We start from the raw sequence: 12282 nt of genomic DNA, 5'->3' as shown, positions 1-12282 counted from the left end.
GAACGGCAAGCCGGTGAGAGGGCCCCCACCAGGCCCTCCCCTGACCGCCAGGCGGATCAGGACTTGCCCGCCGCGGCCCTGATCTCCTCGTAGATTCCCTCGGGCGTTCCCACGCCGTCCACGCTCTTGAGCAGGCCCTTCTTCTCATAGAAGGCCTTCAGCGGCGCCGTCTCCGAATCATACTTCTGGAGCCGCTTTTCGATGACCTCGGGCATGTCATCCGGGCGCTGGACGAGCCCGGTGTTGCACTTGTCACAGTACCCCGCCCGCTTCGGGGGGCTCTGGTAGACGTGGTAGACGCTGCCGTCCGCCGGGCAGACCCGCCGTCCGGAGCCCCGCTCCACCAGCTTCGCGTGCGGCACCTCGAGCGAGATGACGGCGCTCAGCTGCTTGCCCAGGCGGTTCAGCATCTTGTCCAGCGCGTCCGCCTGTCCCGGCGTGCGTGGGAAGCCATCCAGGACGAAGCCCTTGGCCACGTCCGCCTCCTTGAGGCGCTCTTCGACGATACCAATCACGACGTCGTCTGGGACGTACTGCCCGGCCGCCATCAGCGGGCCGGCCACCTTGCCCAGCTCCGTGCCCTCCGCGACTGCCTTGCGGAGGATGTCCCCGGTGGAGATCTGGGGGATTTGGAAGTCGGCGAACAGTCGCTTCGCCTGCGTCCCCTTCCCCGCGTTCGGCGGCCCCAACAGGATCAGGTTCATGTGTCCTCTCAGCTCCGAAGGAAGGCACGGAAGTCGTAGGACTCAAACCTCCGAGCGCGCTCCGTGTGCACCAGCGAATATCCTTGAACAACACCTAGCCTGGGAACGACGAGGCGCCCCTCCCCGCGACGGGGAGAGGCGCCCGGAACGCCCGCGCGGAGGCTCAGGCCGCCACGCGCACCCGGCCCCGGATGCGCGGGCCGCGAGGGCCGGCGAAGCCCTCGTAGTTACGACTGATGAGGTGCCCCTCAATCTGCTGCACCGTATCCAGCGCCACGCCCACGACAATCAGCAGCGCCGTGCCGCCGAAGGTGAACCGCACCCCCAGCAGGCCGCTGATGACCGACGGAATCACGCAGACGACCGACAGATAGATGGCGCCACCAAACGTGAGCCGGTTGAGCACGCGCTCGATGAACTCCGCCGTCTGGCGGCCCGGACGGATGCCCGGGATGTAGCCACCCTGCTTCTTGATGTTGTCCGCCACGTCGTCCGGCCGGAACGTCAGCGCCGTGTAGAAGTAGGCGAAGAAGATGACCATCACGACGAACAACCCGTTGTAGATCCACAGGTTGCCTTCGATGGCGCGCTGGAAGCCCTGCAGGAACGGGAACCAGGTCCCCAGCGTGGCCGGGAACGACAACACGGCGCCCGCGAAGATGGGCGGAATCACGCCCGAGGTGTTCACCTTCATCGGGAAGTAGGTCGCCTGGCCGGCGAACATCCGGCGTCCCGCCATCCGCTTGGCGTACTGGATGGGGATGCGCCGCATGCCGCGCTCCACATAGACGACCGCGGCGATGATGACGAGCATGAAGAAGACCAGCGCGACCACCTCGGCCACCGAGATGACGTCCTGACGGGTCAGGTCCATCAACTGCTTCGCGCCCGGGAGCAGACCCGCCACGATACCGGCGAAGATGATGAGCGAGATACCGTTGCCGATGCCGCGCTCGGTGATGCGCTCACCCAGCCACATGATGAAGGCCGTGCCAGCCGTGAGGCTGACCACCGTCATGAAGGTGAACCAGACGCTATCGTCGGGGACGACCACCTGGTTGAAGCCGCTCTGGCCACCGTCGGAGCGGCCCAGCGACGCCAGCCACCGCGAGATGCCAATGCCCTGCACGATGGACAGCGCGATCGTGCCGTAGCGGGTGTACTGGTTGATCTTCTGCCGGCCGCCGGCGCCCTCCTTCTGCAGCCGCTCCAGGCTGGGTACCACGACGGCGAGCAGCTGCATGATGATGGAGGCGCTGACGTACGGCATGATGCCCAATCCGAAGATGGACATCTGCTCCAGCGCGCCGCCGGAGAAGAGGTTGAACAGCGAGACGAGGCCGCCCGACTGCTTCTGGGCGTCCATGAACGCGTTCATCGCCGAACGGTCCACGCCTGGCGTGTTGATGAAGATGCCGATGCGATAGACGGCGAGCAGCGCGAGCGTATACGCGAGCCGACTGCGCAGCTCAGCGATACGGAAGACGTTGGCGAAGGCGTTCAGAGCCACGGGGTAGCCATCCTCTTCGAGAGGGTTCTGCCAGGACGACAAAACGCCCCTGTTCCACGAGCGGGAAAGGGGCGCAGAAGCCTACACAAGCGAAACTGCGCGCACCACTAGCAAGTGATGCGCGCCAGACACGCTCAGGCCTTGGGCTGCCGGGGAGCCTTGACGCCCTTGCCAGCGTGCGCCTTGGCCGCGGACTCCGGCTTGTGGGCCACCAGCGGAATTTCTTCCACGGCACCGCCCGCCTTCTGGATGGCAGCCTTCGCCGCCTCAGAAGCCTTGTGCACGACCACGGTGACCTTCTTGGTCAGTTCGCCGCGGGCCAGCAGCTTCACGCCGTGGTAGCGGCCCTTGACCAGACCGACCTTGCGCAGCGTCTCCACGTCCGCCGTGGCGCCGGCATCGAAGTGCTGCTCGAGGTCCGACAGGTTGACGACCGCATAGACGGTCCGGTTCGGCGGCGTGAAGCCAAACTTCGGCAGGCGCCGCTGCAGGGGGCTCTGGCCGCCCTCGAAGCCTTCGAACCGCATGTTGCCGCTGCGGGCCTTCTGGCCCTTACCACCGCGGCCGGCCGTCTTGCCAAGACCACTACCCTGGCCGCGGCCCACGCGCTTCTTGCGGTGCCACGAGCGCGCCGGACGCTGCAGTTTGTTCAGAGTGCTCATCGTCTCGATCCTCTCGTGACTCAGGCCTTGTGCTGCTTGGCCTGATACGCGATCGCCCGCTCCCGCAGGGCAATCTTGGCGGGCTTACGGCGCTTGGGCGCCGGTGCCTCGTCGGAAACGGTTTCCAGGGTGACCAGGTGCTTCACCTTGAACGCCATCCCGCGAATCGCAGGCGTGTCCTTGAGGAGCCGCTCGTCACCGAACTTCTTCAGGCCCAGCCCACGGATGGTGTCCAGCATCTCTCTGGACGACCCCGAAAAGCTCTTCACCAGCTTTACCTTGAGCGCCATGGGCTAGCCCCTCTGCTCCCCGGCGAGCTTCGCCGGCTCGACGTCCTTGCCACGGAGACGCGAAACCTGCTCCGCGCTGCGCAGCAACTTCAGGCCCGCGACAGTGGCCTTCAGCACGTTGTGCGGGTTCCGTGAACCCTGGCTCTTGGTCAGGATGTTCCGGATGCCCGCCGCCTCCAGCACCGCGCGAACCGCGCCGCCGGCGATGACGCCCGTACCCTGGCTGGCCGGCTTCAGCAGCACCCAGCCAGCGCCGAAGTGCCCGAGCACCTCGTGCGGAATGGTGTGACCCACGAGCGGGACGCGGAACAGGTTCTTCTTCGCGTTCTCACCACCCTTGCGGATGGCCTCGGGGACTTCGTTGGCCTTACCCAGGCCGACGCCCACGTGTCCGGCGCCGTCCCCCACCACCACCAGGGCGGCGAACGAGAAACGGCGGCCGCCCTTCACGACCTTGGCCACGCGGTTGATATTCACCACGCGGTCGGTGAGGTCCAGATCGTTCGGATTGATCGGAGTTGCCACTTGGGGGATTCCTTTCGAATTCTTAGAACTTCAGCCCGGCCTCGCGCGCGGCGTCGGCCACGGCGGCGATGCGCCCGTGATAAGGGAAGCCGTTGCGGTCGAACACCACCGCTTCGACGTTGGCGGCCTTGCACTTCTGCGCAATCAGGGAACCAACACGCTTCGCGTCCGCCTTCTTGTCGCCCTCGTCCTGACCTTTCAGGTCCTTGGACAGCGACGAAGCAAACGCAAGCGTCTTGCCCGTGGTGTCGTCCACCACCTGCGCGTAGATGTGCTTGAGGCTCTTGTAGACGGTGAGCCGCGGCCGCTCTGTCGTGCCCGACAGCTTCTTGCGGATGCGGTTCTTCCTCTTGAGACGGGCTTCGATCTTCGTAGGCATGGCTGCTTCCTTTTCCGTCCGGAGGCGATGCGGCCTTCCGCCGCCGGATGATGCCACCAGGTCCAGCGGACCCGGTGGAGTTTGGAACACTCAGGAAAGACGGGACGACTAGGTCGTACCGGTCTTGCCCTCCTTGCGGCGGATGCGCTCCTCGGAGTACTTGATGCCCTTGCCCTTGTAGGGCTCCGGCGGACGCAGCGAGCGGATGTTCACCGCCGTCGCGCCCAGCACTTCCTTGTCCGAAGAACGGAGCGTCAGGCCCACGGTGGGCAGGCTGTCCTCGTTGCGCGGCGCCTTGTCGACTTCAGCGGTCACGCCCTCGGGCAGGTTGAAGACCACCGGGTGCGAGTAGCCCAGCGCGAAGTGAATGGCCTTGCCCTTCACCTCGGCGCGGAAGCCAACGCCGCGGATGTCCAGCTTCTTCTCGAAGCCCGTGCTCACACCCTTCGCCGCGTTCGCGAGGATGGTCCGGGTCAGGCCGTGCAGACTGCGCGCCTCACGCGAGTCATCCTCGCGCTGCACGGTCATCTCGCCGTCCTTGATCTCGACCTTGACCTTGCCAGGCAGCTTCACGGACAGCTTGCCCTTGGGGCCCTCGAAGTTCACCTGCTCGCCGGCGATGACGGCCTTCGTCTTGTCGCCGAGCTTGATCGCCAGTTTTCCAATCCGACTCATGGTTGCCTCGGTCCTGTGTGCCTGGGGCGCGCTCCCTCACGGGGCGCCGCACCCGGGCGGCTGGCTAGTAGACGGTGCAGAGCAGCTCGCCGCCGACCTTCTGCTTGCGGGCCTCGGAATCCACCATGATGCCACGCGAGGTGGAGAGGATGGAGATACCCAGACCACCCAGCACCTGCGGAATCTCACGCACGGCGGCGTAGCGGCGCAGGCCCGGCTTCGACACGCGACGGATACCGGTGATGGCAGGCGCGCGGTCCGGACCGTACTTCAGCTGCACGGAGATCTCCGGGAACACCGTGCGCTTGTTCTGCACCGTCTGCTCGTGCACCACGAACTCGCCGATGTAGCCCTCGTCCTTGAGGACCTTGATGATCTCGAGCTTGAGCTTCGAGTGGGGGATGACGACCTTGTCGTGACGCGCGCGCGAAGCGTTGCGCAGGCGGGTCAGCATGTCGCCGACGGGATCATTGACCGGCATGGAGTACCTTCCAAACCGAGGCCTCGTACCGAGCGCCTCGCGTTCGCGGCCACCGCGCCTGCCGGGCCCATCCCGGGGGTTCGCGTTGACCGCCACTACGAACTTCCTGCTTCGATGTGCCTGGCCGGCCGGTGAGGCCCGCCAGGCACCCTGCCCTTCCGACTACCAGGACGACTTGGTAACGCCGGTGATCTCGCCGCGGAGGGCGCGATTGCGGAGGCAGATACGGCACATCTTGAACTTGCGCAGGAACGCGCGCGGCCGGCCACACAGCGGGCAGCGGTTGTACTGGCGCACCGAGAACTTCGGCTTGCGCTTTGCCTGGGCGATCTTGGAGAGCTTGGCCATGTTTCGTCGGGTCCTTGGCTCGAGGGCTTACTGACGGAACGGCATGCCGAAGTGACGCATCAGCGCCAGCCCCTGCTCGTCGTTGGCCGCAGTGGTGACGAAGCTGATGTTGAGCCCCTTCACCTTCTCGATCTGGTCGTAGTTGATCTCAGGGAAGATGATCTGCTCGCGCACGCCGAGCGTGTAGTTGCCCTTCCCGTCGAACGCCTTGGGGGACACGCCCTTGAAGTCACGCACGCGCGGCAGCGCCACGGTGATGAGGCGGTCCATGAATTCGTACATGCGGTCGCCGCGCAGCGTGACGGCGGCACCGATGGCCTGCCCCTGACGCAGCTTGAAGTTCGCGATGGACTTCCGGGCGCGCGTGACGATCGGCTTCTGGCCGGTGATCGCCGCGAGCTGGTCCACCGCCGACTCCAGGATCTTGTTGTTGGCGAGCGCCTCGCCCAGACCCATGTTGACGACGATCTTCTCCAGCCGGGGAACCTGCATCGGGTTCTTCAGGCTCAGCTCCTTCAGGAGGGACGGAACACCTTCCTTGAAGAAACGCACCTTCAGACGGGCCGGCTTGGACTCCAGGCCTTCCTCGATATTGGCGGCGAAGCCAACCTTCTTGGCCTCTTCCTTCTTGCCCCGCTTCGCCTTCTTTTCCTTCTGCTCGGCCTTCTTCTCGTCAGCCATCGTCCTGTCCTCTGCTTCGGGGCGCCGTCGTGGACCCAGCACGCCCGATCAGTCCTTCGTTTGGAACCTGGAAACACCGCGAGGGCCCCTGTTGCTCCACGGGCCCTCCATGCCTGCACACCCGCCCTTCGCCACCACGGAGGTGGGCAAAGGGCGCGCATACATGCACCAACGCGGACACCTAGTCAATCAGGGCGTCGCAGTTCTTGCAGAACCGCTTCTTCTTGCCCTCTTCACCTTCAGTACGGATGCCCACCCGGGTCGGCTTGTCGCACTTGACGCAAACCACCTGCACGTTCGCCAGCGCGATCGTGCCCGGCTTCTCGACGATGCCGCCTTCAGGGCTCTGGGGCGTCTTCTTCATGTGACGCTTGACCAGGCGCAGGCCCTCGACCGTCACGCGCTCAGCCTCGCGATCGATCTTCAGCACCTTGCCGCGCTTGGTCGCCGGGTTCTTCTCGGAGGCCTCGGCCCCGGCCATGACCTGGACCGTGTCTCCCACCTTCAGCTTCTGCATGGCTTCCTCTCTCTGGCTGCTCGCCGTCCGGCCTGCTGTCCTCTCAGAGGACTTCGGGCGCCAGCGAGATGATCTTCATGAACTTGCGGGCGCGGAGCTCACGGGCCACCGGCCCGAAGATACGCGTACCAATGGGCTCCATGTCCTTGTTGATGAGGACCGCGGAGTTGCCATCGAACTTGATGTAGCTGCCGTCCGGACGACCCACCTCGCGCCTGGTGCGAACGATGACGGCCTTGGCCACGTCACCCTTCTTCACCTTCGAGTTGGGCAGCGCCTCGCGCACCGAGACGACAATCACGTCGCCGATGGACGCATACTTGCGCTTCGAGCCGCCGAGCACCTTGATGCAGAACACCTTCTTCGCGCCCGAGTTGTCCGCCACGTCGAGCACGCTCGTCATCTGAATCATCTGGAAATCTCCTGTCGCCGGTGACCATCCCGCGCCGCCTCACGGCCGCGCGGAAGGGACATGCGTGCTAGACGTTCTTGCTCTTCTCCAGCACCTCGACCACGCGCCAACGCTTGTCCTTCGAAGCGGGCTTGGTCTCGGCGATCCGGACCCGATCACCCTCGTTGATGGTGATCTTCTTGGGGTAGTCGTGGTCCTCCACGTGCGCCTTGTACTTCTCGCGCAGGCTCATGATCTTCCCGTACTTCGGGTGCGGAGCCCGGCGCTGGACGGTGACGACCACCGTCTTCTGCATCTTGTTGGAGGTGACAATCCCCACGCGCGTCTTGGGACGGCCACGGGTGGAGGTCTCGGCAGCCTGCGTCTCGGTCGCTTCAGCCATCTTCTCTCTCACTGTCTCTCATGCACCCGGGCATTGGTGCCCGGATGGCCGCACGCGCTCCTCTATCAGCTGAGCGCGCTTGGAGTCGTGGGTGTTCAGCCCTGGGCCTTCGTCTTCTGGGTCAGCACGGTCAGGATCCGCGCCAGGTCGCGCCGGTGCTGGGTGCGCTCAGCCGGGTTGTCCAGCGAACCGGTCCGCCGCTTCAGCTGGTCCTGGAACAGCGTCGCACGCAGTTCGGCCGCGCGCTGCTTCAGGTCGTCCGCTGACAGTTCCTTCAATTCCTTCGCAGTCGCCATTTCACTCTCCATGCGAGAGGGAGCCGTCCAACGGACCGGCCCCCGCCGCTCGGTGCCTAGAGGCTCAGGTCCGCGCGGGTCACGATCTTCGTGAGCACCGGCAGCTTCGCCTGCGCCAGCTTCAGCGCCCCAGTGGCCACTTCCGGCGTCATCCCCTCCATCTCGTAGAGGATGCGGCCGGGCTTCACCACCGCGACGTAGTACTCCACGCCACCCTTACCGGTACCCATTCGGGTCTCAGCGGGCTTCTTGGTGATGGGCTTGTCCGGGAAGATACGGATCCAGATCTTGCCGCCACGCTTCACGTGACGCGTCATCGCGATACGAGCCGCCTCGATCTGCCGAGAGGTGATCCACCCCGGCTGGAGGCTCATCAGGCCGTACTCACCGTAGGTCATGTCGCTACCCCGGTGGGCACTGCCAGGCATGCGGCCCTTGTGCATCTTGCGGTACTTCGTACGAGCAGGCTGAAGCATCGTCGCTGTCCTTCGCCGCCCTGCCCCGGGCGCCCCTTGGGGGAGCGCCCGGCGCGGGTGGGCTGGTTACCGGTTGGAGGGCATGGGGGCCTGGCCACCCTTGCCCGGGAGGACCTCGCCCTTGCAGACCCAGACCTTGCAGCCGATCTTGCCGTAGGTCGTCTTCGCCTCGGCGAAACCGTAGTCAATGTCCGCGCGCAGGGTGTGCAGGGGCACGCGGCCCTCGCGGTACCACTCGTAGCGCGCCATCTCCGCGCCACCGAGGCGGCCCGAGCAGGCCACGCGGATGCCCTTGGCGCCGAACTTCATCGCCGTCTGCAGCGCCTTCTTCATGGCGCGGCGGAAGGCAATGCGGCGCTCGAGCTGCGTGGCGATGTTCTCCGCCACCAGCTGCGCGTCAGTCTCCGCCTTGCGGACCTCGACGATGTTGAGGAAGACCTCGTTCTTCGTGAACTGCTGGAGGTCCTTCTTCACCGTCTCGATGCCCGCACCACGCTTGCCGATGACGATGCCCGGCCGCGCGGTGTGCACGTTGACCTTGACCTTGTTGGCCGCGCGCTCGATCTCCACCTTCGACACGCCCGCGTGATTCAGCGACTTCTTCACGAACTCGCGGATGCGGATGTCCTCGTGGAGCCACTGCGCGTAGTTCTTGTGCTCGAACCACTTGGAGTCCCAGGTCTTGATGACACCAAGCCGGAACCCGATCGGATGAACTTTCTGTCCCAACGTGATTCTCCTTGAAGCGTCCGGGCAGGGCCCGACGGGTCCTGTCCTACTTCTTCGCCTCGGCGAGCACCACGTGGACGTGGGCCGTCTTCTTCTTGATGGGGGTGGCCCGGCCCATGGCGCGCGGCATGAACCGGCGCTGGGTGGGACCCTGGTCCACGGAGATGGTCTTCACGTAGAGCGTGTCCACGTCGACCTGGCCCTTGGACTTGTCAGTCGCGTTGGCCACGGCGCTCTTGATGAGCATCTCCACCGGCTTGGCCGCGGCGCGCTTGGTGAACTTCAGGATGTTGAGGGCCGCCTCGACAGGCTTGCCCCGGATGAGCTCCGCAACGGTAGAAATCTTGCGGGGGCTCATGCGCAGAAAACGCAGATGTGCAGTCGACTCCATGGTCTTCTCCTCAGGCTCTCAGGCAATGCGCCAGGCTACTTGCCCGGGGCCTTGGCGACCTTCTTCTCCGCCGAGTGACCGCCGAACGTACGCGTCGGGGCGAACTCGCCGAGCTTGTGGCCAACCATGTTCTCCGTGACGAACACCGGGATGAACTTCTTCCCGTTGTGCACCGCGAAGGTGTGGCCCACGAACTCCGGAAGAATCGTGGAGCGGCGGGACCACGTCTTTACGACCGACTTCTTGTTCGTCGTGATCATGTCCTCGATTTTCTTCACGAGGAAGTCGTCTACGAACGGACCCTTCTTGATCGAACGAGCCATGGAATCCTCTTACTGGCTGCGCGCGCCCTGGCGGCGGCCGGAGACGATGAACTTGTCAGTGCGCTTGTTGGTGCGCGTGGTGAGTCCCTTGGTCTTCTTGCCCCACGGGGACACAGGGTGCGGGTTACCCTGACCGGACTTGCCTTCACCACCGCCGTGCGGGTGGTCGACCGGGTTCATCGCCAGACCGCGGACGGTGGGACGGATGCCCAGCCAGCGGCTCTTACCCGCCTTGCCGATACGGATGATTTCGTGCTCGATGTTGCCCACCTGGCCCACGGTGGCGCGGCACTCGATGAGGACCTTGCGGACGGTGCCGGAGGGCATACGCACCTGCGCGTAACGTTCCTCCTTCGCCATCAGCTGTCCGGACGTGCCGGCGGAGCGGATGACCTGGGCGCCACGGCCCGGCTTCAGCTCCACGTTGTGGATGACCGTACCCACCGGGATGTTCTGCAGCGGCAGGCTGTTGCCAGGCCGGATGTCCGAGCCCTCGCCAGCGAACAGCGTGTCACCCACGCTCAGACCCACCGGAGCGAGGATGTAACGCTTGTCGCCGTCCGCGTAGTGCAGCAGCGCGATGTTGGCGGTGCGGTTCGGGTCGTACTCGACGGCCACGACCTTCGCGGGGACGCCATCCTTGTCCCGGCGCTTGAAGTCGATGACACGGTAGCGGCGCTTGTGGCCGCCGCCCTGGTGCCGGCGGGTGATGTGCCCGTGAACGTTGCGACCACCGGAGCGCTTGAGCGGCTCGGTGAGGCTCTTCTCGGGCGAGTCCTTGGTGATGTCCGCGAAGTCGGACACCGTCATCAGACGGCGGGCGGCGCTAGTCGGCTTGTACTTCTTGATGCCCATGGTGTGTTCCTCAGGCTGGCTCGACGCCGTGGCGTCAGGCCGCCCCTCCCTCGAAGAGTTCGATCGAGTCGCCCTGCTTCAGCGTCACAACCGCCTTCTTGAAGTTGGGCCGCTTGCCGATGCTACGACCCACCCGCTTGATCTTGCCGCGGACGATGTTGGTGTTCACGCCCTCGACGGTGACCTTGAAGAGCGTCTCCACCGCCCGGGCCACGTCGTGCTTCGTCGCCTTGCGGTCGACGATGAACGAGTACTGGCGGAACTTCTCGCGGGCCTTGTCCAGCTTCTCCGTGATGAGCGGGCCCTTGATGACGTCGTTCAGATTCATGACAGCGCCCCCTCGAGGGTCTTCGCGGCCGCGGACGTGAGCACGAGGTGCGAGTGCCGGAGAACGGCCTCGAGGTTCAGGCCCTCGGGCGGCAGCACGTCGAACTTCGCCAGGTTGCGCACGCTGCGGTGCAGGTTGGTGTTGCCCTTGTCGTCAATCACCAGGGCGTTCTGGAGCTTCAGACGCTTGGTGAGGACCTCGAAGGCCTGCTTGCTCTTCGGAGCATCCAGGGAGAAGCCGTCCAGGATGATGAGCGTCTTCTCCTGGGCCCGCAGGGACAACGCGGACTTCAGGGCGCCGCGGCGCACCTTGCGGGGCGGGCGGTAGAAGTAGTCGCGCGCCTTGGGAGCCATCGCCTTGCCGCCGCCCACCCAGTGGGAAGCGCGGATGGAGCCCTGACGAGCGCGGCCGGTGCCCTTCTGCTTCCAGGGCTTCTTGCCGCCGCCACTGACCAGCGAGGTGTTCTTCACCCCGACCGTGCCGCGGCGCCGGTTGATCTGCTGCATCTTCGCCACCTCGTAGAACAGGTGGGCGTTCGGCTCGGTGCCGAAGACATCGTCGGAGAGCTCAATCTCCGACACCTTCTTCAAATCCAGGTCGACTACGTCAAACTTCGCCATGGCACTTTCCTCGCGGGGGTCGGAGTGAAACCACTCGAACGCCCACCCGCTTCCTAGGACTTGATCTCGACGTCAACGCCAGCCGACAGATCCAGCTTCATCAGCGCATCCAGCGTCTGCTGCGTGGGCTCGAGGATATCGAGCAGGCGCTTGTGCGTGCGGATCTCGAACTGCTCACGGCTCTTCTTGTCCACGTGCGGAGACCGCAGCACCGTGAACTTGTTGATGCGCGTGGGAAGGGGGATCGGACCGGCCACCTTCGCGCCCGTGCGCTTGGCCGTCTCGACGATCTCACCCGCACTCTGGTCCAGGAGCTTCGAGTCGTACGCCTTCAGCCGGATGCGGATCTTCTGTGTCGCCATTCGCAAGAACCTCTTTGGACGAACTCTGCCTCTGCCGCGGGAGGGCGTTACGACCGACATCCCCTGGATTTCACAGAGCCGTTTCTTCAGAACGAAGGGGCGCGGTGTCTACCATCCCGCCCCAGGGTGTGCAACTGGATTCCCATCGGCTCCCTGAAAATTCCCCATCTGGGGACCCAGGGAGCCGTTGGGGGTCTCGGCTACTCGACGACTTCCGCCACGACGCCGGCGCCCACCGTGCGGCCACCCTCGCGAACCGCGAAGCGCAGCTCCTTCTCCATGGCCACCGGGGTGATGAGCTCCACCTCGATGGCGATGTTGTCGCCCGGCATCACC

22 protein-coding genes and 1 pseudogene are annotated in these 12282 nt (G+C 65.1%); all 23 read right to left on the bottom strand.

The window, feature by feature from the left end:
• Nucleotides 1–56: 56 nt before the first annotated feature.
• Nucleotides 57–704: an adenylate kinase gene (locus HV826_RS24660; protein ID WP_176419438.1), complete on the bottom strand. Its 648-nt coding sequence runs from the start codon at nucleotides 702–704 to the stop codon at nucleotides 57–59.
• 163 nt (nucleotides 705–867) lie between these two features.
• Complete coding sequence (gene secY / locus HV826_RS24655; RefSeq protein WP_176419437.1) at nucleotides 868–2214, bottom strand: preprotein translocase subunit SecY; 1347 nt, start codon at nucleotides 2212–2214, stop codon at nucleotides 868–870.
• A gap of 134 nt (nucleotides 2215–2348) precedes the next feature.
• Nucleotides 2349–2876, bottom strand: a complete 528-nt coding sequence (gene rplO / locus HV826_RS24650) for a 50S ribosomal protein L15 (RefSeq protein ID WP_140791189.1) — start codon at nucleotides 2874–2876, stop codon at nucleotides 2349–2351.
• Between the two features lie 20 nt (nucleotides 2877–2896).
• The gene (gene rpmD / locus HV826_RS24645) at nucleotides 2897–3166 is read right to left on the bottom strand and encodes a 50S ribosomal protein L30 (RefSeq protein ID WP_176419436.1); all 270 of its coding nucleotides are present in this window, start codon (nucleotides 3164–3166) and stop codon (nucleotides 2897–2899) included.
• A gap of 3 nt (nucleotides 3167–3169) precedes the next feature.
• The gene (rpsE, locus tag HV826_RS24640; RefSeq protein WP_140791186.1) at nucleotides 3170–3691 is read right to left on the bottom strand and encodes a 30S ribosomal protein S5; all 522 of its coding nucleotides are present in this window, start codon (nucleotides 3689–3691) and stop codon (nucleotides 3170–3172) included.
• Between the two features lie 22 nt (nucleotides 3692–3713).
• Nucleotides 3714–4070: a 50S ribosomal protein L18 gene (gene rplR, locus HV826_RS24635; RefSeq protein ID WP_002633592.1), complete on the bottom strand. Its 357-nt coding sequence runs from the start codon at nucleotides 4068–4070 to the stop codon at nucleotides 3714–3716.
• 108 nt (nucleotides 4071–4178) lie between these two features.
• Entirely contained in the window at nucleotides 4179–4745 is a 567-nt protein-coding gene (gene rplF / locus HV826_RS24630; protein WP_176419435.1) for a 50S ribosomal protein L6, read from the bottom strand.
• 64 nt (nucleotides 4746–4809) lie between these two features.
• The gene (gene rpsH, locus HV826_RS24625) at nucleotides 4810–5226 is read right to left on the bottom strand and encodes a 30S ribosomal protein S8 (protein WP_140791182.1); all 417 of its coding nucleotides are present in this window, start codon (nucleotides 5224–5226) and stop codon (nucleotides 4810–4812) included.
• 162 nt (nucleotides 5227–5388) lie between these two features.
• Nucleotides 5389–5574, bottom strand: coding sequence for a type Z 30S ribosomal protein S14 (locus tag HV826_RS24620; RefSeq protein ID WP_002633595.1), 186 nt, complete (start codon nucleotides 5572–5574; stop codon nucleotides 5389–5391).
• A gap of 27 nt (nucleotides 5575–5601) precedes the next feature.
• Nucleotides 5602–6255, bottom strand: coding sequence for a 50S ribosomal protein L5 (gene rplE, locus HV826_RS24615; protein ID WP_140791180.1), 654 nt, complete (start codon nucleotides 6253–6255; stop codon nucleotides 5602–5604).
• Between the two features lie 181 nt (nucleotides 6256–6436).
• Entirely contained in the window at nucleotides 6437–6772 is a 336-nt protein-coding gene (rplX, locus tag HV826_RS24610; RefSeq protein ID WP_002633597.1) for a 50S ribosomal protein L24, read from the bottom strand.
• A gap of 43 nt (nucleotides 6773–6815) precedes the next feature.
• A complete protein-coding gene (rplN, locus tag HV826_RS24605; RefSeq protein ID WP_163779830.1) occupies nucleotides 6816–7184 on the bottom strand; it encodes a 50S ribosomal protein L14 in 369 nt (122 codons plus the stop codon).
• Nucleotides 7185–7251: 67 nt separating this feature from the next.
• Nucleotides 7252–7566, bottom strand: a complete 315-nt coding sequence (rpsQ, locus tag HV826_RS24600) for a 30S ribosomal protein S17 (protein WP_163779828.1) — start codon at nucleotides 7564–7566, stop codon at nucleotides 7252–7254.
• Nucleotides 7567–7661: 95 nt separating this feature from the next.
• Nucleotides 7662–7874 carry a 50S ribosomal protein L29 gene (gene rpmC, locus HV826_RS24595; RefSeq protein ID WP_176419434.1) on the bottom strand — a complete coding sequence of 71 codons (213 nt, stop codon included), beginning with the start codon at nucleotides 7872–7874 and terminating at the stop codon, nucleotides 7662–7664.
• Nucleotides 7875–7918: 44 nt separating this feature from the next.
• Complete coding sequence (gene rplP / locus HV826_RS24590; RefSeq protein ID WP_163779823.1) at nucleotides 7919–8338, bottom strand: 50S ribosomal protein L16; 420 nt, start codon at nucleotides 8336–8338, stop codon at nucleotides 7919–7921.
• A gap of 66 nt (nucleotides 8339–8404) precedes the next feature.
• Nucleotides 8405–9067 (bottom strand): 30S ribosomal protein S3, encoded by a 663-nt coding sequence (rpsC, locus tag HV826_RS24585; protein WP_002633602.1) that lies wholly within the window; start codon nucleotides 9065–9067, stop codon nucleotides 8405–8407.
• A 46-nt stretch (nucleotides 9068–9113) separates the two neighbouring features.
• Nucleotides 9114–9458, bottom strand: a complete 345-nt coding sequence (gene rplV, locus HV826_RS24580) for a 50S ribosomal protein L22 (protein WP_163779821.1) — start codon at nucleotides 9456–9458, stop codon at nucleotides 9114–9116.
• 35 nt (nucleotides 9459–9493) lie between these two features.
• Nucleotides 9494–9781 carry a 30S ribosomal protein S19 gene (gene rpsS / locus HV826_RS24575; protein WP_163779819.1) on the bottom strand — a complete coding sequence of 96 codons (288 nt, stop codon included), beginning with the start codon at nucleotides 9779–9781 and terminating at the stop codon, nucleotides 9494–9496.
• 9 nt (nucleotides 9782–9790) lie between these two features.
• On the bottom strand, nucleotides 9791–10636 hold the full coding sequence (gene rplB / locus HV826_RS24570; RefSeq protein WP_176419433.1) for a 50S ribosomal protein L2: 846 nt from the start codon (nucleotides 10634–10636) through the stop codon (nucleotides 9791–9793).
• A 34-nt stretch (nucleotides 10637–10670) separates the two neighbouring features.
• Entirely contained in the window at nucleotides 10671–10964 is a 294-nt protein-coding gene (locus HV826_RS24565; RefSeq protein WP_002633606.1) for a 50S ribosomal protein L23, read from the bottom strand.
• Nucleotides 10961–11584, bottom strand: coding sequence for a 50S ribosomal protein L4 (gene rplD / locus HV826_RS24560; protein WP_002633607.1), 624 nt, complete (start codon nucleotides 11582–11584; stop codon nucleotides 10961–10963). Before rplD ends, HV826_RS24565 begins: the two co-directional genes overlap by 4 nt.
• A gap of 53 nt (nucleotides 11585–11637) precedes the next feature.
• Nucleotides 11638–11946: a 30S ribosomal protein S10 gene (gene rpsJ, locus HV826_RS24555; protein ID WP_002633608.1), complete on the bottom strand. Its 309-nt coding sequence runs from the start codon at nucleotides 11944–11946 to the stop codon at nucleotides 11638–11640.
• Between the two features lie 200 nt (nucleotides 11947–12146).
• A pseudogene (tuf, locus tag HV826_RS24550) lies at nucleotides 12147–12282 on the bottom strand (elongation factor Tu); the annotation flags it as partial.

This window comes from Myxococcus sp. AM010, from assembly GCF_013372585.1.
Taxonomy (GTDB): Bacteria; Myxococcota; Myxococcia; order Myxococcales; family Myxococcaceae; genus Myxococcus; species Myxococcus vastator.
Note: the sequence above shows the minus strand (reverse complement) of the source record. Positions and strands in the feature narration are given on the sequence as shown.